The 25,083-nt window shown below is 37.0% G+C and carries 22 protein-coding genes and 2 pseudogenes; 17 read left to right on the top strand and 7 right to left on the bottom strand.

Translation table 11 applies throughout. The annotated features are described in order from the left end of the window. The first annotated feature begins 11 nt into the window (after nt 1–11). The 6 genes and pseudogenes from DYQ05_RS09000 to DYQ05_RS08975 all read left to right on the top strand — a co-directional run bounded on the left by DYQ05_RS09000 (nt 12) and on the right by DYQ05_RS08975 (nt 5,567). Complete coding sequence (locus tag DYQ05_RS09000) at nt 12–1,340, top strand: hypothetical protein (protein WP_206183288.1); 1,329 nt, start codon at nt 12–14, stop codon at nt 1,338–1,340. A gap of 73 nt (nt 1,341–1,413) precedes the next feature. Continuing rightward, nucleotides 1,414–2,067 (top strand): CarD family transcriptional regulator, encoded by a 654-nt coding sequence (locus DYQ05_RS08995; RefSeq protein WP_020965681.1) that lies wholly within the window; start codon nt 1,414–1,416, stop codon nt 2,065–2,067. Next, entirely contained in the window at nt 2,054–2,770 is a 717-nt protein-coding gene (locus DYQ05_RS08990) for an IspD/TarI family cytidylyltransferase (RefSeq protein WP_020965680.1), read from the top strand. The genes DYQ05_RS08995 and DYQ05_RS08990 overlap by 14 nt, the downstream gene beginning before the upstream one ends. After that, a complete protein-coding gene (gene ispF, locus DYQ05_RS08985) occupies nt 2,767–3,240 on the top strand; it encodes a 2-C-methyl-D-erythritol 2,4-cyclodiphosphate synthase (RefSeq protein WP_024469249.1) in 474 nt (157 codons plus the stop codon). The genes DYQ05_RS08990 and ispF overlap by 4 nt, the downstream gene beginning before the upstream one ends. A gap of 88 nt (nt 3,241–3,328) precedes the next feature. Beyond that, a complete protein-coding gene (locus DYQ05_RS08980) occupies nt 3,329–4,570 on the top strand; it encodes a S1C family serine protease (protein WP_024469248.1) in 1,242 nt (413 codons plus the stop codon). A 123-nt stretch (nt 4,571–4,693) separates the two neighbouring features. Continuing rightward, nucleotides 4,694–5,567, top strand: a pseudogene (locus DYQ05_RS08975) (hypothetical protein). A 145-nt stretch (nt 5,568–5,712) separates the two neighbouring features. On the opposite strand, the gene DYQ05_RS08970 reads toward DYQ05_RS08975, so the two are convergent. Further along, nucleotides 5,713–6,048: a hypothetical protein gene (locus DYQ05_RS08970; protein WP_206183287.1), complete on the bottom strand. Its 336-nt coding sequence runs from the start codon at nt 6,046–6,048 to the stop codon at nt 5,713–5,715. Between the two features lie 148 nt (nt 6,049–6,196). Here DYQ05_RS08970 and DYQ05_RS08965 point away from each other — a divergent pair, with 148 nt between their 5' ends. From DYQ05_RS08965 to rpoN, 3 genes are all read left to right on the top strand, one after another. Continuing rightward, nucleotides 6,197–7,660: a TldD/PmbA family protein gene (locus tag DYQ05_RS08965; protein WP_029410663.1), complete on the top strand. Its 1,464-nt coding sequence runs from the start codon at nt 6,197–6,199 to the stop codon at nt 7,658–7,660. Further along, nucleotides 7,657–8,991 (top strand): TldD/PmbA family protein, encoded by a 1,335-nt coding sequence (locus DYQ05_RS08960; RefSeq protein WP_024467340.1) that lies wholly within the window; start codon nt 7,657–7,659, stop codon nt 8,989–8,991. Before DYQ05_RS08965 ends, DYQ05_RS08960 begins: the two co-directional genes overlap by 4 nt. A gap of 77 nt (nt 8,992–9,068) precedes the next feature. After that, nucleotides 9,069–10,484, top strand: a complete 1,416-nt coding sequence (rpoN, locus tag DYQ05_RS08955) for an RNA polymerase factor sigma-54 (protein WP_206183286.1) — start codon at nt 9,069–9,071, stop codon at nt 10,482–10,484. A gap of 32 nt (nt 10,485–10,516) precedes the next feature. Here rpoN and rlmN read toward each other — a convergent pair whose 3' ends face one another. The 4 genes from rlmN to DYQ05_RS08935 all read right to left on the bottom strand — a co-directional run bounded on the left by rlmN (nt 10,517) and on the right by DYQ05_RS08935 (nt 14,418). After that, on the bottom strand, nt 10,517–11,572 hold the full coding sequence (rlmN, locus tag DYQ05_RS08950; RefSeq protein ID WP_024469243.1) for a dual-specificity RNA methyltransferase RlmN: 1,056 nt from the start codon (nt 11,570–11,572) through the stop codon (nt 10,517–10,519). Beyond that, nucleotides 11,569–12,765, bottom strand: a complete 1,197-nt coding sequence (locus DYQ05_RS08945; protein ID WP_024467343.1) for a tetratricopeptide repeat protein — start codon at nt 12,763–12,765, stop codon at nt 11,569–11,571. The genes rlmN and DYQ05_RS08945 overlap by 4 nt, the downstream gene beginning before the upstream one ends. A gap of 18 nt (nt 12,766–12,783) precedes the next feature. Beyond that, on the bottom strand, nt 12,784–13,083 hold the full coding sequence (locus DYQ05_RS08940) for a hypothetical protein (RefSeq protein ID WP_024469242.1): 300 nt from the start codon (nt 13,081–13,083) through the stop codon (nt 12,784–12,786). Nucleotides 13,084–13,224: 141 nt separating this feature from the next. Continuing rightward, nucleotides 13,225–14,418, bottom strand: coding sequence for an acetate/propionate family kinase (locus DYQ05_RS08935; protein ID WP_020965670.1), 1,194 nt, complete (start codon nt 14,416–14,418; stop codon nt 13,225–13,227). A 163-nt stretch (nt 14,419–14,581) separates the two neighbouring features. On the opposite strand from DYQ05_RS08935, the gene DYQ05_RS08930 reads away from it, so the two are divergent. Genes DYQ05_RS08930 through DYQ05_RS08915 form a run of 4 tightly spaced genes read left to right on the top strand, consistent with a single transcriptional unit; the run spans nt 14,582 to nt 17,729 of the window. Further along, nucleotides 14,582–15,226, top strand: coding sequence for a redox-sensing transcriptional repressor Rex (locus DYQ05_RS08930; protein WP_020965669.1), 645 nt, complete (start codon nt 14,582–14,584; stop codon nt 15,224–15,226). Nucleotides 15,227–15,233: 7 nt separating this feature from the next. Beyond that, nucleotides 15,234–16,253 (top strand): class I SAM-dependent methyltransferase, encoded by a 1,020-nt coding sequence (locus tag DYQ05_RS08925; RefSeq protein ID WP_194075326.1) that lies wholly within the window; start codon nt 15,234–15,236, stop codon nt 16,251–16,253. An 8-nt stretch (nt 16,254–16,261) separates the two neighbouring features. After that, nucleotides 16,262–16,927: an RluA family pseudouridine synthase gene (locus DYQ05_RS08920; RefSeq protein WP_024467348.1), complete on the top strand. Its 666-nt coding sequence runs from the start codon at nt 16,262–16,264 to the stop codon at nt 16,925–16,927. A gap of 4 nt (nt 16,928–16,931) precedes the next feature. Further along, nucleotides 16,932–17,729, top strand: a complete 798-nt coding sequence (locus tag DYQ05_RS08915; protein WP_029410729.1) for an NOL1/NOP2/SUN domain family protein — start codon at nt 16,932–16,934, stop codon at nt 17,727–17,729. A 17-nt stretch (nt 17,730–17,746) separates the two neighbouring features. Here the strand turns inward: DYQ05_RS08915 and DYQ05_RS08910 are convergent, their stop codons facing one another. Further along, the gene (locus DYQ05_RS08910) at nt 17,747–18,424 is read right to left on the bottom strand and encodes a zinc metallopeptidase (protein WP_038095493.1); all 678 of its coding nucleotides are present in this window, start codon (nt 18,422–18,424) and stop codon (nt 17,747–17,749) included. Between the two features lie 69 nt (nt 18,425–18,493). On the opposite strand from DYQ05_RS08910, the gene DYQ05_RS08905 reads away from it, so the two are divergent. The 4 genes from DYQ05_RS08905 to DYQ05_RS08890 all read left to right on the top strand — a co-directional run bounded on the left by DYQ05_RS08905 (nt 18,494) and on the right by DYQ05_RS08890 (nt 22,584). Beyond that, a complete protein-coding gene (locus DYQ05_RS08905; protein ID WP_206183285.1) occupies nt 18,494–18,748 on the top strand; it encodes a hypothetical protein in 255 nt (84 codons plus the stop codon). Nucleotides 18,749–18,835: 87 nt separating this feature from the next. Beyond that, nucleotides 18,836–19,426, top strand: a complete 591-nt coding sequence (locus tag DYQ05_RS08900; RefSeq protein WP_024465316.1) for a nucleotidyltransferase family protein — start codon at nt 18,836–18,838, stop codon at nt 19,424–19,426. A gap of 358 nt (nt 19,427–19,784) precedes the next feature. After that, nucleotides 19,785–21,287 carry an NAD(P)-dependent malic enzyme gene (locus DYQ05_RS08895; protein WP_206183284.1) on the top strand — a complete coding sequence of 501 codons (1,503 nt, stop codon included), beginning with the start codon at nt 19,785–19,787 and terminating at the stop codon, nt 21,285–21,287. 202 nt (nt 21,288–21,489) lie between these two features. Next, complete coding sequence (locus DYQ05_RS08890) at nt 21,490–22,584, top strand: M42 family metallopeptidase (protein WP_194075323.1); 1,095 nt, start codon at nt 21,490–21,492, stop codon at nt 22,582–22,584. Nucleotides 22,585–22,642: 58 nt separating this feature from the next. Here the strand turns inward: DYQ05_RS08890 and DYQ05_RS08885 are convergent. Then, nucleotides 22,643–25,044: pseudogene (locus DYQ05_RS08885) on the bottom strand (helix-hairpin-helix domain-containing protein). Between the last annotated feature and the right edge of the window lie 39 nt (nt 25,045–25,083).

Genomic DNA, 25,083 nt, shown 5'->3' with positions numbered 1-25,083 from the left:
GGAAATTTACAATGAAAAAAATATTTTTTATCTTGTTTTGTTTTTCGGTTTCGGTTTCCGTTTTTTCTCAGGAAAATAAAGAGAATCTTGAAGATGAGCTTTTCGGAAACGATGAAAATACCGTGCTTACTCAAGAAGAAACAAAAAAAGAAAATGTTTCAAATTCTTTAAAATTGGCAGGCGACTTAAATACCGCTCAAGTTTCTTTGGAAAACAGTAAACTTAGAATAGGAGGTTCCTTGGATTCAAAACTAAGTTTAGATTTTATTTGGGAGGAGCCTTATTCAAAAAAAGAAGATTATAAACAATCTATGACGGTATTGGGTGCGAGTCTTTTTTTTGATGCGCGTCCCGTTGAGAATTTAAAGCTGTACGGAAAATTTATTTTCGGCTTTCCGTTTGAAAAAAACTTAAACGGCTCGGTTTTAAATAAGGATAAGGAACCTATTGCACCGGTTACGGTAAACGGCGCTCCCAATATTAAGATACAGGAATTATATACAGATTTTTCGGCAAAAGATATTGTTTTTTTCCGCTTCGGTAAGCATGCCGTAAAATGGGGTACCGGGTATTTTTACAGTCCCGCCGACGTTATAAATATTTCGCGCATAGACCCTAAACACCCCGAACTGGATAGGGAAGGGGCGGTTTCTCTCAGGACGCATATAATAATTCCTAAAAGTCAGCACAATATTTGGCTTTATCTTTTGCCTGATACTTCTTCATTTTTACCTGAAAATACGGCAGGAGCGGCAAAGGCCGAATTTGTTATAGGCGATTGGGAGCTGGGCATAGGAGGGTGGTATCGTTATAAAAAAGCCCCTCGTTTAATTTCAACTCTTTCAGGAAGTATTGCAGGCACTGTGGGTATTTTTGCGGAAGGCGTTTTTGCATGGGGAAGCGATTATGTTTACAAAAATGAAAATACAGGCACCGTTTATGAAGAAAAAAATAAGCCCTTTTTTCAAGCTACTATAGGAGCGTCGTATTCAAGCTCCAAAACCGATACTTCGGTTTCAGCGCAATATTTTTATAACGGTTTCGGTAAAAAAAATCCTTCCGAAGCGGTTAATGGAAACGGAAATAAGGGGCAACACTATATAGCTTTGTCGGTTTCGCAAAATAAAATAGGAACGGATAAGCTGTCGGCAATTATGTTTCAGGAATTCAGAATTTCGGAATCGGAAGGCCATACTTCGTTAAATTTAAATTGGAAGATTTATAAATTTGCAAGTATGAGTACGGGGCCTAATTTTAAATATCCTTTAAGTAAAAATTCGACCTCCAAGGGCTCGATAGGATATTCTATTTCGTTTAAACTTGGCGGCGGTAATTTTTAAGCTTAAAGTCGGATTTTGTTTTTATCGGCTCCGTAATAGACTAAAAAGCTGTTTTTTGCTATAATGACGAGATATGAGTAAAAAATCAGGTTTTTCTGTAAAAGAAATTGTTGTTTATCCCGGTCAGGGAGTAGGTTCCGTAACGGAGATTACTAAACGGGAAATAGGCGGTGAAGTAATTGATTATTATGTTATCTATTTATCGGAATCGGATATGACGGTTCTTGTGCCTGTTACCGGAACGGAGCGGCTTGGAATACGCCGAATTGTAACAAAGGCGGAAGCTGAAGGAGCTTTAAAGTTTTTATCCGAAGTATTTGAACCTATACCGATTGATTGGAAAGCCCGATATCAAATGAATATGGACCTTTTTAAAAGCGGTGAAATTTTAAATACGGCTTCCGTTGTCCGCTCTCTTTATCAGCGCAGCAAAACAAAAGAGCTGCCGATTCAAGAACGAAAATTATACGATTCGGCATATCGAATTTTTCAAGACGAAATTGCCGCCGCAATGAAACTTTCAAAATCCGAAGCGGAATCGCTTATTCATTCTCATTTGGAGCCGCTCGGAGGAAGTCCCGTTCCCGTAAAAAAATCGGCAATTGTATTCGATGATGATTTGGATGAAGCCGATGATGACCTTGCAGAAGAAGAAATAATCGAAGATGATACCGATGATTTAGATGAAGAGGATATGGACGATTCGGACATGTATGAAGACGAATAAATGCCGATTTTCCGCCGTTATAACGGCGGCGGGAAATTCTTCCAGAATGAATCAGGATAAAAATTCAAAAATAAAAAAAGAATACTTGCCTTTAAACGGAAACGATAAAAACGTTTCCGTTCTTTCGGAATGTCTTTTTAAATTTTTAAATGTTGACATCTTTAGTAAAATAATTATAACCGTCCCGAAAGGAGACTTGCAAAAAGCCGAAAAAATAGTATTTTCGGACTTCAGAATAAATGACCTCATTTTAAAAAATACGGCCGAGCTTATTTTTATAGAAGGCGGTTCTTCAAGAAGAGAGTCCGTTTTTAAAGCCTTATTAAAACTTAAAAATACCGAATATGTACTTATCCATGACGGGGCGAGACCCTTCGTAACTTGCGATTTGATTAAAGAAATTTGTAAGACCGCGGAAAAATACGGGGCTGCCGTTCCGGGTTATCAGGCTGTGGATACTCAAAAAATTGTTGATGATAAAGGAAAAATAATTAACCATCTAAAAAGAAGCTCTGTTTTTTCCGTACAAACTCCGCAGGGTTTTAATTTTAAAAAACTGCTTGACGCCCATTCGTCCGCCGCTCGGAGCGAAAAGGAGTATACCGATGACAGTGAAATTTATTCGGATTTTGCAGCTCCCGTTTTTGTATGTAACGGAGAGATTTCAAATAAAAAAATCACTTTTAAGGAAGATTTACAATGAGAACCGGTTTGGGATACGATTTACATAAACTTGTACGTGGAAGAAAACTTATGCTTGGAGGAGTGCATATCCCCTTTAAAAAAGGAGAGGCGGCTCATTCCGACGGAGATGTTCTTTTACATGCCGTAACAGATTCTCTTTTAGGCGCCTCGGGTATGGGAGATATAGGAGAGTTTTTTCCTCCCGAAGATAAAACTTGGAAAAATGCGGATTCGGCGGAGCTTTTAAAAATCGTTCGGGAAAAAATAAACGGTGCGGGTTGGAAAATAGAAAATATAGATTGCGTTATTCTTATAGAAAAGCCTAAAATATTGCCTTACCGCGAGATTATTAGAGAATCTATTGCCGATATTTTAAAAATAAAAAAGGATTCGGTTTTTGTAAAAGCAAAAACGGGCGAAGGTTTGGGCATTATAGGAAGGGGCAGGGCGGTAGCCTCTTTTGTATCAAGTCTATTAACCCGTACCTGAAAACAGGCGGTAATAGACTTGACAATCCCTCTTAAATTTTACTACATTAGTAATATAATTTTTTTTAATCGGAGGCGGTGAAATAGATATGAAATTATATAGTAAACGGCAATTTTTTGTTTGGACTGCGGTAGTTACGGTTTTTGTAAGTTCTCTTGCATTTTGGGCGGGTTTAAATCTTAACAACGGACATTCGAAAATTTCTTCCGAATCGGAAGAAACCGTTTTTGAAAAAAATACTTTAACGGAAACCTTGGCTGAAAATAGCGGCAAAGAAACCGTAAAACAGATTCAGCCTATAAATACGGCTTCGGATTCATCATACAGTCAGGTTGAAACACAAAATATTTTTGTATATGAAACTGCAAATGAAGCCGTCGTAAATATTACTACCGAAACCGTATCGGTAAACTGGTTTTTGGAACCCGTTCCGGTGGAAGGCGGTTCGGGTTCGGGCTCCATCATAGATGAAAGCGGTTTGGTTTTGACAAATACCCACGTAATTGCCGAAGCTTCAAAAATTTTTATTTCACTTTACGACGGTTCACAATATGAGGCAAAAATAGTGGGAACGGATACCGAAAACGATTTGGCGGTTTTAAAGTTTGAGCCTCCTAAAAATATAAAACTTACCACGATTAAATTCGGAAATTCTTCCACGTTAAAAGTAGGACAAAGAGTTTTGGCAATAGGAAATCCGTTCGGGTTGGAGCGTACTCTTACCGATGGAATTGTTTCCGCCTTGGGACGACCAATTCAAAATGATAAAAATATTATCATAAAAAATATGATACAAACCGATACGGCAATTAATCCCGGGAATTCCGGAGGGCCCCTTTTAGACACTCAAGGCAGAATGATAGGAATAAATACAATGATTTATTCAACTTCCGGAAGCTCTGCCGGAGTGGGTTTTGCGGTTCCGGTTAATACCGCAAAACGGGTTACAGCCGATATTTTAAAATACGGAAAAGTTATACGCGGCTCCATTGATGCGGAATTGGTGCAAATTTCCCGTCAGCTTGCTTCTTATGCGGAATTGCCGGTTTCAGCGGGACTTCTTGTTTCGCAAGTTAAACGCGGAAGCAATGCCGCAAAAGCGGATTTAAAGGGCGGAAGCGAAGCCGTTCGTTCAGGGTTCGGAAGATACAGCACCGTTTTTTATATAGGCGGTGATATTATTACGGAAATTGCGGGACAAAAAATAAAAAGCCTTACCGATTATTATTCCGTTTTAGAAGACAAAAAACCCGGAGAAACAGTAAAGATTAAAATCATACGCGGTAAAAAAACACTTGAACTTAACTTAGTTCTTTCGGAAAGAAATTAGAAGCGGGAAATAAGCAGTGCTCATAATTTTTCTTTCCGACTCCGGGAAAATTAACGGGCAATAAATGAACAATTTAATAAGGTTTTTGAGCTTGCTTATTTTAAAGGTCGTTATTAATAATAAATGGGATTTTTTCAAAATATATTTTGGACGGTTAGAAGAATAAATGTTTATGCTCTTGTAGGTGAAAGCGGAACAGGAAAAAGTTTTCGGGCAAAACTGTTAGCCGAAAAACTGAGGGTTGAACTTATAATTGATGACGGCCTTTTAATTCATCATGATAAAATTATTGCGGGGCATTCTGCGAAGCGTGAAAAAACTTTTTTAGCTGCGGTAAAAACGGCCTTGTTTGACGATAAAAAACATAGAGATGAAGCTGCAAAAGCTTTGCAGAGGAACAATTTTAAAAAAATTCTTATTTTGGGTACTTCCGAAAAAATGGTAAATAAAATTGCAGTCCGTCTTCAAATTCCGCAGCCTAAAAAAATTATAAAAAATTGAGGAAATCGCTACACGCGAAGAAATTGAAGCTGCAATGCGTTCCAGGCGCGTTGAAGGAAAGCATGTAATTCCGGTTCCTTCGCTGGAAATACAGCGCAACTATCCTCAAATTTTTTATGATAAGGTGCGATTGTTTTTTAAAAAGAAAAAAGCGCCTCTTGTAGGTACCGAACAGTCCAAGTTATTTGAAAAATCCGTTGTTCGTCCCGAATTTTCAAAAGTCGGTGCCGTCGAAATTTCGGAATCGGCTTTAACCCAAATGGTATTTCATTGCGTGGAAGAATACGATAAGGGTATCGTAATTAAAAAGTTAAGTATTCGCGTTGATACCGGAGGTTATGAACTGTCTTTAACGGTTGATATTCCGTTCGGCACACAACTTACAGGAAAAATTCATCAGCTCCAAAAATATATAATAGAAAATATCGAACGATATACGGGTATTTTAATAGTTAAGTTGAATATCATTATTGATAAGATTATAACTGACGGGTAGATTAGGTAAGCCTCCTAATATTTTATATCTATCCAATCATCTTTACTCACACATCCAATGATATCCTATATGTGTGCACTTGATTTTTATTATTTCTTTTCCATACTTGCCCTCCATAATTTATTTTCTACAATATGCAGTTTCATCACTCTTTTAATTTGGCTAATGCCTGCTCATAGGTATCGTTTATATTTAAGTTATAAAACAATAAACTTCCCTTTGCCATATAGTGCTTTTCATCGGAAAGATATTTAAGCCCCTCTTTTTCGGCTTTTAAATGGGGTTCTTCATCAGGAGTTTCGATAGATGTTTTTTTATTTTCTTCTTGTGTTTCCCGTTTTACTTCTGTTTTATTTTCCGTAATTTCAGTTTTTACTACAGGCTTTTCTTCTTCCTTATGTTCTTTCGCTTCCTTAGTACACGAAAATATACATATCCCTAAGGTCAGGATAAAGCTCCATTTTACTTTGCTTTTATACACTTACAAACCTCCTTAACTAAGAATTATACTTTACAATTTTTAATTTTGTCAAGTTATAAAGTAAATCTTTTTACTCGACAAATGCTATAGCAATACTCAAGGATTTATGCTATAATAAAAACTCTTAAAAGTTTTAATGGAGGAAACTATGGTTTATTCGAGTAAAAGCCTGTTGGAAGCGGCTCAAAATGCTGTGCCTAAGGCGGAGCTTGTAACGCTTCGTATTCATCGTAAAAAGAACTCTTCCTTTCTCGCACATGATGCGGAATTTGAAAATGCAGGATATTTTTACGATGCCGGTTTTATGGTTGAAGTTTTGTATAAGGGGCATATTGCGTATGCAGCTTCACAAAATTTAACACCTCAAGGGGCGGCAGAGGCTGCACAAAAAGCCTTTAATGCAGCGGATTCCGGGTCTTCCTTTAAAATCGCCGATTTCGATTTAAGTATAAGGCCTGATTCCGTACTTAAAAACGAAACCTTATGCGGTAAAAAAACTTATCCTTCAAAGGCGGAAATTTTCGATTGGCTTTTTGAACTTTGTAATACGCTTAAAATTTCCGATGAAATTATAGATACGGATTCTTATGCGTTTTTAAACGAGCATACAATAGAACTTTTAACTTCTTCAGGTGCAAACATTTTTCAAAATTTCAATACGGTGCTTTCGGGTTTTGAAGCGGCGGCGAGGCGCGGAGATGTAATTCAAAGGCGCAGTTGGAACGGCGGAGCAAGACTTTTTCAAGGCGGCTGTGAATTTTTAAATTTTTCCGCTTCAAAAAAAGAAGCGGAAAGAGTGGGCAACGAAGCGATAGAACTTTTATCGTGCAAAACATGCCCCTCGGATAGGCGCACCTTGGTTCTTATGCCCGACCAAATGATTTTACAAATTCATGAAAGTGTTGGGCACCCCCTCGAAATTGACCGCATTATAGGCGATGAAAGAAATTATGCAGGCGGAAGTTTTATAAAACCTGAAGATATAGGTAAATTTCAATACGGTTCAAAGTTGATGAATATTTGTTTTGACCCTTCAATTCCTTATCAAATTGCCTCATACGGTGCAGACCAAACCGGCACTCAAGCAAAAAAAATGTTTATTATAAAGGAAGGAATTTTACAATGTGCTCTGGGCGGAGTCGAAAGCTCATACCGTCTTTATAAAAAAACTCCTAAATTTGCGGAATGTACAGTTGCAAACCAAAGAGCAGCTTCGTGGAACCGCCCGCCGATAGATAGAATGGCAAATTTAAACCTTGAACCGGGCTCAAGTAGTTTTGATAAAATAATTTCTTCTATTGAAAAAGGAATTATAATGTCATCAAACCGTTCTTGGTCCATAGATGATTACCGTAATAAATTCCAGTTCGGTTGTGAATACGCAAAACTGATTGAAAACGGAAAAATTACCGAAACGGTACGCGACCCCAATTACCGCGGCGTTTCGCAAACCTTTTGGCGCAATCTTTGCGCCGTAGGCGATAAATCAACCTTTGAAGTTTTCGGAACCCCTTCTTGCGGAAAGGGAGAGCCGAATCAAGAAATAGCGGTAGGACATGCAAGTCCCGTATGCGCTTTTTCCGATGTAGAAGTATTTGGAGGCGGAAAATGAAAATAAATTTTAAAGATTATTTTAAGTCAATTGCGGATTTTATTTTATCCGAAATGCTTGAAGATGAAAAAATTTCAATTTCTTTTTCGGGCGAACAATCATATTTTATGAGATTTAATAAGGCAAGGGTGCGTCAAAACGGAACGGTAGAGCAGGGGTATTTCAGTTTTACTTTTTGGAAAAAAAACCGCACTTATAAATTCGGTTTCGGTATTAAAGCGGATATAGATGAAGATAAAAAAAATGCGGCAAACGCTTTACAGGCTGCAAGGGAGATTATTCTTCTTTTACCGGAAGATAAATACCAATCCGTTCCAGAAAAAGCGGAAACTTCAGAAACCGTTTATACAGGAAAACTTTTACCGGAGGATAAAATACCTGAGGCCGTTTTAAAGCCTGCTCAAGACTTGGATTTTACTGGACTTTATTCTCAGGGAACAATTTGTGAAGGCGTTATAACCTCCGCCGGAGCAAGTCATTGGTTTCAAACCGACAGTTTTACTTTGGATTATTCCGTATGGCTTGAAAACGGACGCGGTATAAAATCTCTTTATTCAGGTACCGAATGGAAAAATGCGGAATATAAGGCAAAGCTGCAAAATGCACGCGAAGGTTTAAGGGTTTTACATATTCCGCAAAAAAAACTTGAACCCGGAAAATATAGAGCGTTTATTTCTGCGGACGCTTTAGTAGACGTTATCGACTTTTTTTCGTGGAACGGTTTTAGCGAAAGGAGTATGCGGCAAGGCTCAAGCGCATATCTTGCTTTACGTGAAGGACGGGAGCAACTTTCTGAAAAGTTCAGTTTAATTCAAGACTTTTCTCTCGGTCTTGAACCGTCATTTAACTCAAACGGAGAAGCGGCTCCTGAAAAATTAACTATTGTCGAAAACGGAAAATTAAAAAATACTCTCGTAAGTTTACGCAGTGAAACCCAATACGGAGTGAAATCCAACGGAGCTCCTTTAAGCGAGGGTATGCGTTCAATCGTAATAGGCGAGGGAAATTTTTCCGAAAGCGAAGCGGTTAAAGAATTGGGTACCGGTATTTATATTTCCAATTTTAATTATTTAAATTGGAGCGATACCTCTTCTGCAAGAATTACGGGAATGACCCGCTTTGCCTGTCTTTGGGTGGAAGACGGGAAAATAATAGCTCCGATTACCGATATGCGTTGGGACGAATCGGTTTACAATATGTTCGGTAAAAATTTATTGGCGGTTACAAAAGAGCGTCATATCTTTGCTTCTACGGGAACCTACGGCGGAAGAAGCACCGGCGGAAGCCTTTTACCCGGGATTCTTGTAAAAGATTTTAATTGTACATTATAACTAAATTAAAAAAACGGTTCTTTATTTTTTTCTCATAAAGAGCCGTTTTGATTTTTTTCCAAATCGGTTATTTAAAAATGATTTTAGCACAGAGGCAACAGCAAGCATTATCTCAAAAAATGGTAATGAGTCAGCAAATGATAAATGCTGTAAACCTTTTAAATTTATCTTCGGAAGAACTTCAGGAAGAAATTGTAAAAGAAGTAAAAAAAAATCCTGCCCTTGTATTTAAAAGCTCCTCTTATGTAAGCGCTGCGGCCTTGGAAAAAGGAGATGAGTTTCAAAATTTTTTGGAAAATATTCAAGATGATTCTTATCAAACTTTGCAAGCACATTTATTAAAGCAGGCGAGAGAATCCATAAGCGATGAATATGTTTTGAATGCCGCCGAAATTATAATTCAAAACTTGGACACAAACGGTTTTAATTATGTTCCTATAGAAGAACTTTTTTTAGAAGCGGAGCAACAAAATAATATTACAAAAAGCGAAATAAAAAAAGCCTTGCACTCGGTGCGTAGGTTTGACCCTATAGGTTGTGCCTGTTCGGGGTTTAAACAATCTCTTATAGTACAGGCGGGCATAATTTGCGAATCTCCTAAGACGGGACTCATACTTGATATATATAAAAACTCTTATGAGCTTATCGTAAAAATAATTAAAGAGTATTATGAGGTTTTATCAGCCGTATCCGATGAGGAACTTTTTATACAAAAACTTACAAAAAAAAATATTTTTATTTCACATGAACAAGCCGAAGAAACAATCGATTTATTAAAATCGCTTACTCCGTATCCCGGACGCTCTTATTCGGGCTCTGCCGAAGAAAAAAGGTTTATTACTCCAATCGCCGAAATTAAACGGGACGGAAACGAATTTAAGGTCGTAATTAACGATGAGGAAATCCCCGCATTGGAAATTTCACCTGAATATAAGAATTTGAATTTTCGAAAAACTAAAAATTCTTCTTTTTCATCACAGGAAGAAAAAGAACAAGTTAAAGAATTTTTAAACAGAGCTTCAATGTTGATGAATATTATAGAATACAGAAACAGAACTATTTTAAAAATTCTTACGGCAATTGTAAATGTTCAATATAATTTTTTTGCAGGGATACGAAATAAAAAAGATAAAAATAAAATGCAAAAAGGTTATTTAAAACCGCTTCGGCAAGCGGATATTGCGGAAATGACCGGTTTTAACGTTTCAACAATTTCCAGAGCCGCAAACGGAAAATACATACGATGCGAGTGGGGGCTTTTTGAAATTAAAGACTTATTTTCAAACGAAGTACCCGGCGGTTTTTCTAAAGATTATGTACTTGCTCAAATTGAAGATATTTTAAATTTAAACGATGAGCAAAAAACTCTTTCGGATTCAAAAATCGGAAAACTTTTAAAAGAGCAGGGGATTGAAATAAGTACCCGTACCGTGAATAAATACCGCAAAGAACTTGGAATAGCCTCATCGTATTATAGAGCGGAAAAAAATTAAAGTACTCGCCTCTTAATATTTAAACGAAAGATTTAAGTGCTTCCGAGCTGACCGCATGCTCCTCCTATTTTTTGTCCCCTCTTTTGTCTTACGGTAATATTCAAACCCGCCTTTTCCAAGCGGGCTGCAAATGTTTTTATTTCCGTTTCCGAAGGTGTTGCAAAATCAAGTCCTTCAACAGGATTCCATGGAATTAAATTTATAAGACAATTTAACTCCCTTGTAAAATGTATAACTTCATTTGCAGCTTCAAAAGAAGTGTTTACGTCTTTCATAAGGGCAAGTTCCAATGTTACCCGCTTATTTGATTTTAAGTTAAAATATTGAATTGCTTTTTTCAAGTCGCTGAGAGGATTCGCTCTTGCTATCGGCATTAGTTTTTCTCTTAAAATTTGATTGGCCGTTGTAAGAGAAACCGCAAGCCTTACCTCAGGTCCGTTATCGGCCATTTCATAAATCCCCTTACAAATTCCGGATGTTGAAATTGTAATTCTCCGTTTTGAAAGCCCTCGTCCTTTTGAATGAGTTAGAATTTGAATTGCCTTTTTTATTTCAGGCAAATTGAGCATAGGCTCTCCCATACCCATAAAAACTATATTATCAAGATTTCCCGCTACAGCTTCCAAATGAAAAAACTCTTCTACAATTTCGTCTGCGGAAAGATTCCGTGAAAATCCCAATTGTCCCGTTTTACAAAATGCGCATTTTACGGGGCAGCCTGCCTGACAGGAAACGCAGGCGGTTTTTCTTCCCGTCTTATCAGGTAATAAAACGGTTTCTACAACTGCTCCGTCATAAAGTTTTATTGCCAATTTTATTGTTCCGTCGGAATCTTTTAAAATTTTATTTACCTTTGTGGAAAATAAAATAAAATTTTCCGTTAAAAATTTACGTGTTTCTAAAGAAAGATTACTCATTTCTTCAAAAGTCTTAGCGCCTTTTGCAATCCACAGGAAAATTTGTGAGGCTCTGAATCTTTGTTTTAAACCGCAAAAATCGGCAATTTCATCGGGTAAAAGTCCCGAAAGGGGAGCGGTAACTTTTTTTAAAACTTCGGAATTTTGCTTAACTTCATTTAAGCCCGTCATTCTTTTGTAAGTTCCAAAAGCAAGTCGTTTATGGTTTGATTTTTTACTCCCGCTTTTTGAAATTCCTTTAAGGCTTCAACAGCTTTTTGTTTATCGTTTTTTTCGATATAACATTGCGCAATTTCCAAATAGACTCTGCTGCTTAAATCCTTCGCATCTTTTAAGTTTGAAAGAGTTGTAATTGCTTCATCATATTTTTTTTGTAATTTACATAAAATTGCAAGACCCAGCATAGCATAAGAATCAAAATCTATATCCAAAGCCTTTTGATAACAGCTTTTTGCAGTTTCAAAGTCGCCCATATTGCGGTAAGCATCTCCGATTCTGGTTAAAATTACCTTATTATTCGGATCCATTTCAAGAATTTTTTGCCAATAGATAATCGATTTGTTTTGTTTATTTAAACCGCGGTAACAATCTGCAAGTCCGAAAAGTCCGTAAAAATTTTTCGGGTCAAGTTCCAACGCTCTTTCAAAGTAGTAAACACCCCTTTCAAAAAGCTTCATCTTTCGATAGCAGTTACCTATAGATGTTAAAATTCTTATATCTACCAATTCGCCGCTTGTTTCCAAAACCCTTTCCCAATAAGATAGGGCTTCACGATATTTTTTAAAGTCGTAATGCAAATGCCCCATTCCGATTAAAGCATAGGCATTTTTCGGAGCCGTTTCTAAAACCTTATTGTAAAGCGTTTCGGCTCTTTCAAAATTTTTGTTCTTTCTGTAAACGTCCGCAACACGGGTAAGAACAGTAATATTCTTATCATCGAATTTTATATATTCTTCCCAAATGGATATGGCTTTTGAAAATTGATTTGTCGATTTGTAACAATCCGCAAGTCCGAATAAGGCGTAATTGTTTGTAGGATGGTATTCAAGGCATTTTTTATAAAAATCTATAGCTTTATTGAAATTATTACTTTTGCGCTCCGCATCGCCTAATCCCACAAGAGCATAATTATTTTCGGGGTCAAGCTCTATGATTTTATTAAATACGTTAATTGCCTCGGAAATATTATTTGCCTTTAAAAGAGAATAAGCCTGTTTGGACAATTCGGATATTTCCACTTGAATCGGATCTTCAGCATCATTTTCAGTACCGCTATCCGGAGGATATCCGCTTTGGTAAACAGCCTCAAAATCTCCGTCGGGGAACATTTTTAAATCTTCGTCCGTTATTTTTATCTCTGACATTCGTACCTCCATGCAAGCTCAGATAAATAACCTTATAATTGCAGCAAATTCATCTAACAGCATATTTTCTTTATTTTTATTATGAGCAAGGCGGTAAAATTTTAAGGCCTTGATTTTTTCATTGTTTAATACATAGTAATCGCCTATTCTGGTAAGTCCGTCCGAATATCCTGTGGTCATAAAAATTCTTTCAGCCGCTTGAATATCTTTTTTGTTAAAAAATTCGTTGCCTTTTCTGTTTAGTTTCGCTTTTTGTTCGGCAGACAACCCTTTAATAGGCTGTTCAGCCGTTTTTATAAAACCTTCTTGTACATTCAAGCTGTAGAACTCCGATTTAACTATACTATTTAAAAAAATATACGGTTATATCTGAAATATAATTTATTATTGAATAAACAATACTACAAATTAATACGATAGTCAATAGGGGCTAATCGCCGCCTATTGACACCGATTATTTTATTTAAGCAAACTCATTGTATCTTTTGCAATCATCAACTCTTCATTTGTAGGAATAACCAAAACCTTTACCTTGGAAGACGGTTTATTTACTTCCGCCGCCTTTCCTCGAACTTTGTTTTTATCCGAGTCTATTTCTACACCTAAGAATTCCAAGCCTGAGCAAATTTTTTCGCGAAGCTCTATCGAATTTTCTCCTATGCCGGCAGTAAATACTACGGCATCGACTCCGCCCAATTGAGCTGCATAAGAAGCGATGTATTTACGTACCCTTGTACAAAAAACGTCCAAGGCTAAAGATGCTCTTTTATTTCCTTCGGAAGCGGCTTTTTCTATATCCCTAAAATCGCTGCTTACACCGGAAATTCCGAATACGCCGGATTTTTTGTTTAAAATATTACTCATTTCATCTGCGGAAAGCTTTTCTTTATTCATTATAAACGGAAGAATTGCAGGGTCTAAATCGCCTGAACGGGTTCCCATTACAAGACCTTCAAGCGGGGTTAATCCCATAGATGTATCAACACATTTTCCGCCTTTTACGGCGGCCAAACTCGACCCGTTGCCTAAGTGGCATGTAATTACCTTAAAACCTTCTTCATTTTTATTCAACATTTCTGCGGCCTTTGCGGAAACAAAGCGGTGCGATGTTCCGTGAAAACCGTATCGTCGAATTTTATATTTTTCATAATATTCATAGGGCAGGGCATATATGTAATTTTCTGCAGGCATTGTTTGGTGAAAGGCGGTATCAAAAACGGCTGCCATAGGGGTGTCGGGCATAAGAGCTTTGCAGGCTTCTATTCCCATAATATTGGCAGGATTATGGAGGGGAGCAAGGTCGATACACTCTTTAATTCCGGCCATAACCTTGTCGTTTAAAAGTGCGGATTTATTGAATTCTTCACCTCCGTGAACTACGCGGTGTCCTACGGCGGAGATTTCGCTCATAGAGTTTACCGCACCGTGATTTTTATCTATAAGGGCTTCAAGTACCAGCTGAATTGCTCTTTTATGGTCTTCCATTTTTTCTTCAATAAGTACGGCGTCCATTCCTTTTTTTTCATGTTTAATTCTAGAGCCTTCAATCCCTATCCGTTCTACAAGACCTTTAACCAATACATCTTCATTTGTCATATCGATTAACTGATATTTTAATGAAGAACTTCCGCAGTTTATAACCAATATTTTCATTCCATTCTCCTTAATGTGAAATTAGTTTTTACTATAATACCTTAAAATTAAATAAAAGTCTATCGGTATTGCTTACGGTAAATTCCCTGCTTTCACCGATTGACATAACGGCTTTTTTTCATATATAATGCTACGTTATACATAATTATTTTTGGAGGTCATAATGGCGAAGCAAAAAATATTGGCGGCTCCTTCAATACGAAGGCTGCCTTCTTATCTTCATCTTATAAAAGATGCGAAAGAGCGTGGACTTGATTATATTTCAGGAACTGTTATCGCTGAAGAGCTTCAGCTTGAACCTATTCAGGTAAGGAAAGATTTAACCATTACCGGTATAGTAGGTGTGCCCAAACGAGGCTATCCCGTTGACCCTCTTATTACCGCCATAGAAGAATTTTTAGGCTGGAATAGGGAAAATACCGCTTTTCTTATAGGGGTAGGAAATTTGGGAACGGCTCTTTCAGGTTATCAGGGATTTAGGGAGCACGGTTTAAATATTTGTGCCGCCTTTGATTCCGATAAGAAAAAGATAGGTAAGGCTTTTCATGGAGTACCTGTTTTTAATCTTTCTCAGCTTTCCGAAAAGATGACCGAATATAAGCCGGTTATTGCAATTTTGACCGTCCCTTCGGAATATGCGCAGGAAGCCGCCGATAAGCTCGTTGAGGCGGGAATAAAAGCCGTTTGGAATTTTACCAATGTAAAAATTAATGTTCCCGATGATGTGCTTGTTCAAAAAGAAGATTTAAGCTCCGGTTATGCTATGCTGGGCGTTATGATAAATAAAAGACAAAATTCTTTAAAATAAACCGAATATGGGAAAAGATGAGTATCAGGCGGAACTCTTTAAAAATCGTATAAAAAAACGGTTTAAACATTTATCCAAATGGGCAAAGAGAGAAGGTGTCTTTGCATATAGGCTGTACGACAAAGATATTCCCGAAGTGCCTGTTGCTTTGGATATTTATTTTTCCGAAGCAAAAGAAAGCGGTTCTTATACTCAAATTTTTCTTGTTTTATTTCTTTATAAGCGTCCGTATGAAAAACTTCAAGAAACGGAAGAACAATGGCTTTCACTTATTGCAAACGCCGCCTCGAAAGAGCTTTCGGTTCCTGTTGAAAATATATTTATAAAATTAAGGCAAAAACAGTCGGGAAACGCCCAATACGAAAAACTTAAATCGAATAACGGAAAAATAATAGTAAGGGAAGGGGAGTGTCTTTTTTACGTTAACCTTGAAGATTATTTGGATACGGGGCTTTTTTTAGACCATCGACCTGCACGCTTAAAAATTTTTAAAGAAGCCGAAAATAAAACCGTTTTAAATCTTTTTTCTTACACGGGCAGTTTTTCCGTTCATGCCCTTGCAGGAGGAGCAAGGGCTGTGTATTCCGTAGATTTATCCAACACATATTCCGTTTGGGCAAAAGAAAATTTTATTTTAAATAATCTTTACAACCGTGAAAAATGCAAAATAATTAAAAGCGATGTAATTAAATTTTTAAAAGATTCGGCGGAAAAAAAACTGAAATGGGACTTAATTATATGCGACCCTCCGACATTTTCAAATTCGAAAAGTGCCGCCGAATTCGATGTAAATAAGGATTGGCTTAATTTATGCCTTTTATGTCTTTCCGTTTTGGAAACCGACGGTACACTGTACTTTTCATCAAATTCGTTAAAACTGAAATTTAATTTTAAAGAACTTAATGAGGCTTACAAAATAAAATTTAATTCTAAGACCGATTTAAAAATAAAAGATTTAACCGAACAATCAATACCTGAAGATTTCCGTAATAAAAAAATACATAAGCTTTGGAGCATTATGCCTTAAGGATTTTTATGAAAAAAAATAAAGAGCGGGTTTTGTTTGAAGATGAATATCTTGCCATTGCCGCAAAAAATATAGGTGAAGATTCTCAAATATTTTTTAAAGAAATCTTTAAAGAAAAAAAATATTCTCAAGCGGTAAACCGTTTGGATAAACCCGTAAGCGGCTTAGTAATAATTGCTTTTTCCGAAAATATTCATACGAAAATAAATAAGCTCTTTCAAAATAAAAAAGTGGAAAAAGAATATTGGGCAATTTGTAAAAAAAATGAAGCATACGGATTAAACATAAAACAATTTACGGAAGATTATTTATCGTTTAATCATAAAATTCAAAAAGGATTTTGCGGAAAAACCGGAAATTCAAAAAAAGCTTCTCTTTATTGGGAAGTTACAGGTATGGGTGAAAATTATAATTTTTTACGCGTGAATCCTGTAACGGGAAGAACTCACCAAATTAGAATTCAGCTTAGTAATTTGGGAATGCCGATTAAAGGAGATATAAAATACGGATTTAACCGTACTGAAAAATCGGGAGGAATAAGACTTCATGCTTATTCCCTTAAATTTATTCATCCTATTACAAACCGAAAACTTGAATATTCCGCACTTCCTCCTTTCCGCGATAAATTATGGGAAGCCTGCATTGACGCTTGCATAAAAAAAGAAGAGTTTTAAGATAATGAAAAAAGAAAAATTAGCGGGAGCGGAAGGTTTTGAAATTTATTATGCAAAGATTTTCGGCTCCAGATGGAATAATTTAAAAACCTCTCTTTTAGAGGAAACAAAACAAGTTGCATATACCGAAAACCTTATCCGTCCTTATTTTTTGGATTATGCAAGTGTTCAAGCCGCAAAAGCCGTGCCGGAATTAACCGAAGGGAGTTGTTTGGATATGTGTGCGGCACCCGGCGGAAAAACCTTAGTACTTTTAAGCAGAATAAAAGAAAACACACAAATTACCGCAAACGAAATTTCTGCAGATAGAAGAAACCGTCTTATAAAAGTTTTAGATGAACATTTATGCGAAGAGAACAGGTTAAGAATAAATATAACAGGTTACGACGCATGTAAAATGCCTAAATATAAACAAAATATCTATGACAGAATTTTACTTGATGCTCCATGTTCTTCGGAAAGACATGTTCTTAAAAATGAAAAATACTTAAAACAATGGAGCGAGGCCAGAATAAAAAATCTTGCACAAAGACAATGGGCTCTCTTATCGGCAGCGTTTTTACTTTTAAAAACGGAAGGTTTTTTAGTTTATTCCACATGCGCATTATCGGATTTGGAAAATGACTCGGTTGTAAAAAAACTGATTTTAAAATACAAAGATAAGGTTTTGATACACAACTCGGAAAAAAGTTTTGAGCCGCCGCCCTTTGCGGAAAAAACGGAACACGGGTACATGTTTTTACCGGATACCGCAGAGGGGGCAGGCCCTATTTATTTTTCGGTTATTCAAAAAAAAGAATAGATGTTTATTTAATAAATTTATCTTCTATCTCTGGCAATTAAAATTAAACGGATAAGGTTTGCCATTGCGGTTAAAGCCGAGGCTATGTAAGTTAAGGCGGCTGCCGTTAAAACTTTTTTAGCTCCTCGCAATTCATCTTGTGAAAGTACGGCATTGCTTTCCAATACTTTTAAAGCTCTTCTTGAAGCGTCTATTTCTACAGGAAGGGTTACAAAATAAAATAAAACCGCAACCGCAAATAAAATAATTCCCAAATTTAAAAGAAGATTTATACTGAAAATTATTCCTGCAAGAGCAAGATAAGGCCCTGCTGTAGAGCCTATATTTGCAACCGGAACGAGAGTGCTTCTTAAAACAAGGGGTCCGTATTTTTCCTTATCTTGAATGGCATGCCCGGTTTCATGTGCGGCAACACCTACGGCCGCAATTGAAGTTTTATCATATACGGGCTCCGAAAGTCTCAACATTTTACCTGCCGGGTCATAATGGTCGCTTAAAGAGCCTGCAACCTGCTGAATCCCTACATCTGAAATTCCGTTTGTACGCATTAAAAGCTTTGCAGCTTCTTTTCCGGTTATCCTGCGCTGAGTTTGTATTTGCGAGTATTTTGCAAATGTGCTTTTAACCTTAAATTGTGCATAAAGAGATAAAAGCAGGGTAGGCACAACCAGTACAATGTAATAATAATCAAACATAAAAATCACCCCTTAATTTATACCGCTATTCGGTTGAATTAAATTTCTTTATATAATATACTATAAAATATGAAACTTGTCATCTTAATTGTCTTCTTTTTTTTCAGTTTTCTTTTTGCCTTATTTTTATACGGCATTATAGCGGCATTTTTTCTTCATAAAGAATTCTTAAAAGAAAACAAAACTCTTTTAAAAAGAGAACCCGAACAATATCGAAAAGAACTGATTGAAACGGTAAGTAAAATTATGAATAAGGGTTCATTAAAGCATTTCGTTATTATCGGTATAAAAGGCATAACGGCGTATTTTAAAAAGGTTTTATAAAAAAGGCTTGTTTTAAGTTATAAAGTTTTTACAGCCCGATTGACAATATATATAAATTCATTAAAATTAAATAAAAGGAATTTTATTTTGACAAGAGATTTACATGGCTTAAGCGGAATTTACCTTGCTCCATATATGCAGCTTGCTACAATCCTTATAGGAAAACCAAGGCAGGCGGGCGGAAATATGTTCCGTCATCAAGTGGATACTATGGGAATTCTTGTCGATTACGGTTACATAGACAGTATTTTATTAAAGGCCTCTCTTGTTCACGATATAATTGAAGATATAGAAGATTTTAATATAAATGAACTTTTAAACATAGATTCCGAATCGGGGCTTGTATATGAACTCGTTTTGGAGGTTACGAAAAAACCCGGACAAAACAAAGCCGAATATTTAAAAAATATAATAAAACATGGCTCCGAAAAGGCAAAAATTTTAAAGTGTGCCGACAGGATAAGCAATATGATTAGTTTGGGCTTTGTAACGGACCCCGCATTTATTGAAAGATATTGCGATGAAACGGAACTTTATGTTTTTCCGATTGCCTTGGATGTAAACTTTGATATGTATAAAGAGCTTATGGAGTTGGTAGTTTCAAGAAGACAATATTTAGCGGATTCAGGATATCTTGAAAAAAAATCCGCTATGCAAAAGAAGAGCGCCGCCGTATAAAATCATATAATTTTTATATATAAAAAACTTCCGATAATGTATGTTCCGTCTACTTCTGCCGTGTTTATAATTTTTAACTGAAGAACCTTTATGTTTTTTAGATTGCTTTAAATGTAAACGAACTCTCCAATAACCTTATATAAAATATCATTATGTATTATTTTTTATACTAAAATTATAAAATATAATAATCCTTATAATAAATATGAGTTGTTTTCCCCGCTTTCCAAAAAAAGACAAACCTCTTCTCTTCTTTTTTCTTAATTTTTCACTTGATAATTTTTTTTTCGTATAAAATTTAAAATTAACTTAAAACTCTCTCTTGATAAATTTTTAACTGTATGGTAATATTTAAAGTATGAAGTCCATAAATAAGGAGTTGAACTCCATCACAGAATTATTCCCGTCCGATTTTACGGATGATGAAAAGGCTCTCGCGAAAACGCATTTTTTAAAAAAACTGTCGGTTCTTACACACAGTTTTTACGGCGGAAAATTACAAACCGTTCCGAAATGCGGTTTATACGGATTTAACTGGTTTAACGTTTGGTATACACCCGGCGTTTCGGCAGTTTCCACTTCAATTCGCGATGATAATGAGGTTTCATTTGCTCTTTCCAACAAAGGCAACTTGGTAGCGGTTGTAAGCGATTCTACACGGGTTTTGGGAGACGGCGACTGCACTCCGCCCGGCGGCTTAGGTGTTATGGAAGGAAAGTGTATGCTTATGAAGTATTTAGGCGGTGTTGACGCATACCCTCTTTGTATTGATTCCATTGCGCGTGTGGATGAAGAAAACCGCCGAAGTGTAAAAGCCGGAAAACATGACCCCGACAAAATAATTGATTTTGTCAGAATGCTTGAGCCTTCCGTAGGAGCGGTAAATCTTGAGGATATACAGCAGCCGGATTGCTTTAAGGTATTGGATACCTTGCGCGAGGTTTGCGATATCCCTGTATGGCATGACGATGCTCAAGGAACTGCCTGTATAACACTTGCAGGTCTTTTAAATGCTTTAAAACTCGCAAAGAAAAATATTTCGGACTGCAAAATAGTTCTTTTGGGAGCCGGCGCTTCCAATACAACTATCGCGCGCCTTATTTTGGCTGACGGAGGAAAGCCTGAAAATATGATAATTTGCGATTCCGCAGGAGCCTTACATTCCGACAGAAAGGATATTGAAGCCGATACCCGCTATTATCGAAAGTGGGAACTTTGTATGCAGACAAATCCTCAAAAAATAAAAACTTTTGAAGAGGCTATGAAGGGTGCGGATGTTTTAATTGCTCTTTCAAAACCCGGTCCCAATACGGTAACAAAAGAACAAGTAGCTTCTATGAATAAAAATGCGATTGTGTTTACCTGTACCTGTGCAAATCCCATTCCTGAAATCTGGCCGCATGAAGCAAAGGCCGCCGGTGCTTTTATAGTAGGTACCGGACGAGGCGACTTTCCGAACCAAATTAACAACTCGGTTTGCTTCCCCGGAATCTTAAAAGGCGCTTTATTGGTTAGAGCTAAAAAGATTTCCGACGGAATGGCAATACGCTGTTCGCACTCAATTGCAGATTATTCCGAGAAAAAAGGAATTACACCCGATAATATTGTAGTTACAATGGAAGATGAAGATGTATTTGCCGTAGAAGCTGCCGATGTTGCAATGCAGGCAATTGAAGAAGGTTTAGCCCGTGTGACAATGACTTGGGAAGAAGCTTACGAAGCCGCAAAAAAAGATATAAAGGCAAGCCGTGAAATTGCAAAACTTTTAATGGATAAAGATTATATCAAAGAACCTCCCCAAGAACTTTATCAAAAAGCATTGGAATACGCAATCGAACAAATTCAAAAAAACAGAAAGTAAATTTCAAAGGTATAAGGCTAATCCTATTTTTAGGATTAGCCTTTTTAAAACAGACTTCCCTGCCCCGCCCTTTTTTCTAGATAATTCGGGTTAGGTCAATTCCTCGATTATAAACCGCTTAACAGCCGCTTGACAGCTGTCATAATTTATAATATCTTTAAGCATTAAATATTTTAAAAATTTAAATTTAAAAGGATTAAATATGGAAAAAAATAAAATTGCGGAACTTAAAACCTTAGTTGAAAATGATTCCGATAAGGTAATGAATGAAATTATTACTATATGCAATATTCCAAGCCCTACAGGTTATACTTGCGAGGCCGCAAATTATGTGATACGGCGTTTAAAAGATTTAGGCTTTAAGCCATGGCTCACAAACAAGGGTGCCGTTATTTGTGAGCTTAATAAAAATGCCGAACCGTACAGCGGGAAAAAAGGAGATAATGCAATACTTCTTTCCGCTCATATAGATACGTTAGGTCTTTTTGTTCGTCATATTAAATCGTCAGGACGCTTACGTACTTCGCTTTGCGGAGGGTATCCGTATAATTATGTGGAGCAATCAAACGTAACCGTTATTACGCGCAGCGGAAAAAAATATGAAGGAACTATTAGGCTTACCGAACCTGCCGTTCACGCTTCCAGGGAAATAAACGAAAGTAAGCGAGATGATTCCACTATGGAATTGGTTCTTGATGAGATTGTAAAATCACGTGAAGATGTGGAAAAATTAGGTATTATGGCCGGCGATATCGTTTCAATAGAATCCCTTGCCCGTAAATCAGGAGACGGTTTTTTAAAAAGCCGGCATTTGGATGATAAGGCAAGCTGCGCTATGCTTATTTACCTTGCTGAAGAAGCGGCGGCGGGCCGTTTAAAACTGAAACGTAAAACTTATATTATGTTCACTAATTATGAAGAAATAGGACACGGTGCTTCTGCAGGACATCCGGAAGGTATAACCGATATGCTTGCCGTAGATATGGGTGTTGTAGGAAGCGACCTTGATACCGATGAATATACGGTTTCAATTTGCGCAAAAGATTCTTCAGGGCCTTATAATTACGAATTTACGACAGAACTGATAAACGTTGCAAAAGAAATGGATTTAAATTTTGCAGTGGATATTTATCCTTTTTACGGCTCCGATGCTTCCGCAGCTCTGCACGCAGGTTACGATTATCGCCATGCTCTTATAGGCACGGGAGTTGCGGCCTCGCACGGATATGAGCGCATTCATAAAAAAGGACTTGAAAATACAATTTTACTTTTGATGGGATATATTTCGCAGTTTTAAAATAAAACCTTCCGATTGTAAAAACAATCGGAAGGTTTTTAAATTTATACGGATAAAATTATTTATTTTTTAATAAAACTGCAAAAGGATTATACTTAGTTCCGTCATCGTCTTTTTTTGAGCGGCCTTCGGCAAGACTTCTATCCTTGCGTAAAGCGGGATTTTTTTCTCCTTGTATTAAAGGCGGTGAAGCGTTCCTTTCAGCGGGTTTACCGGAAACGGATTTTACGGTTACACTTTTTCCGTCTTTTGTTTTAATAACAAGTTTTTTTACTTCCGCTTTTTGCTTTGCGGTAAGTTTTTCACTTCCCGATTCGGTTTTTCTGCTTAAAGAAATTCTGCGGCGCGTTTCATCAAGGGCAATAATTTTACACTCAACAATATCTCCTACTTTTACCGCATCAAGGGGGTCTGCAATGAATTTATCGCTCATTTCGGAAATATGTAAAAGAGCCGTTTCCTTAATTCCCAAATCGACAAAGGCACCGAAGTCTACAACATTTTTAATTTTTCCCTTTACCGTCATTCCGACTTTTAAATCTTCAAACTGCAAAACGCCTTGCTGCATAATAGGCTTGGGACAATCTTCACGCGGATCCCGGTTGGGCTTTTTAAGTTCTTCAATAATATCCGAGATAGTTGCATCTCCGATATTGTATTTTTGTTTTATTTCTCCTCGCAGCTCTCCAGACACTTCTTCGTTTTTATGAACAACTTCATAGATAATTTTTCCCGCTTCGTAGTTTTCAGGGTGAACCCAAGAATTGTCCAAAGGATTTTCGCTTTCCGGAATTTTTAAAAAACCTGCACATTGCTCAAAAGTTTTAGGCCCCATTCCGCTTAATTTTTTTAACTGTTCACGGTCGGTAAAAATTCCTTCGTTTTCACGATGTGCAACTATTTTTTTTGCAAGAGATGAACTTACACCTGAAACATATTTTAAAAGAGAGGCGCTTGCAGTATTTAAATTTACGCCTACCCTGTTTACTACAGAGCTTACTACCGAATCAAGCTCTTCGCTTAATTTTTTTTGATTTAAGTCATGTTGATATAACCCGACTCCGATTGATTTAGGGTCGATTTTTACAAGTTCCGCAAGAGGGTCCTGTAACCGCCTTCCTATTGAAATGGCACCCCGTATAGTCAAATCCAAATCGGGGAATTCTTCGCGGGCGACATCACCTGCAGAATACACCGAAGCTCCGTCTTCATCTACAACCGTAAATAAAACCGAAGGGCACGTTTCTTTTATTACTGAAGAAACTATTTCCTGTACCTCATGGGAACCGGTTCCGTTTCCTACTGCAATTAACTGAACATTATATTTTTTAACGGCTTCGGCAATTGCCGATTTTGCTTCATCGGCCTTATGCTGAAAAATTACAAATGAACCTAAATATTTTCCGGTAGAGTCTAAGGCCGCACATTTTGTTCCAGTGCGGATACCCGGGTCAACACCTAAAACACGGGTTCCCTTGATAGGCTGTGTCATTAAAAGATGTTTTAAGTTTTCACTGAAAATATTTATTCCGTGTTCATCGGCATTTTCGGCCAAGTCGCTCCTTATTTCGCGCAAAACGGCGGGACTTAAAAGTCTAACCAATCCGTCTGCAATAGCTTCTTTATGGTAATCATTATGAAGTACATAGCGGTTTTGTAAAAGTGAGATAGCTTCATCAATGTCTACATCGATTTTTACTTCGAGAGCTCCTTCCCTTTCTCCGCGGTTAATGGCAAGAATTCTGTGAGGTTTTATTTCGTTTAAATTTTCAGAATATTCCCAATACATTTGATATACTGAGGTTTTTGCCGCTTCCTCATCTCCGATACCCTTAACTTCAAACTTTCCTGTTTTTATAAAATACGAATGAACTGTTTTTCTGTTTTCGGTATCTTGTGCAATTTCTTCGGCAATAATATCGGCCGCACCTGCAAGAGCTTCTTCCGCCGTAGGAACGTTAAGTTCTTCGTTTTCCGCATTTGTAACGATAAATTCTTTTGCCTTTTCTTCAAGAGGAACGGCTTCCAATTCTTTCATTAAATCGGCAAGAGGTTGCAGACCTCTTTCTGCGGCAAGCATTCCGCGCGTCTTTTTTTCTTTTTAAACGGAAGCCAAATATCTTCAAGCTCCGTAAGCGTTGCTGCCTTTATAATATTTTCGTAGAGGCTTTCGGTAAGTTTTCCGGCTGCAAAAATACCGCGTACAATTTCAAGACGGCGCGTTTCCAAATTAACATAGGATTTAAAAAGACGGTCGCAGTCTTTAACTTGAACTTCATCAAGTGAACCGTGCATTTCTTTTCTATAGCGCGAAATAAAGGGAATTGTACAGCCCTCATTAACCAAGCTGATAACTGCGGAAACTTGAGCGGTTTTTATACTCAACTCTTCCGCTATACGTTTCATAATATCGACCTCATTTACTTTAAGGCCTTCAACAAATTCTTCGGTAAATTCCATAATTTTCAGTATACATTATAATTAAGAAGAAAATCAAGG

The sequence above is a fragment of the Treponema pedis genome, assembly GCF_017161325.1.
GTDB classification, from domain to species: domain Bacteria; phylum Spirochaetota; class Spirochaetia; order Treponematales; family Treponemataceae; genus Treponema_B; species Treponema_B pedis.
Note: the sequence above shows the minus strand (reverse complement) of the source record. Positions and strands in the feature narration are given on the sequence as shown.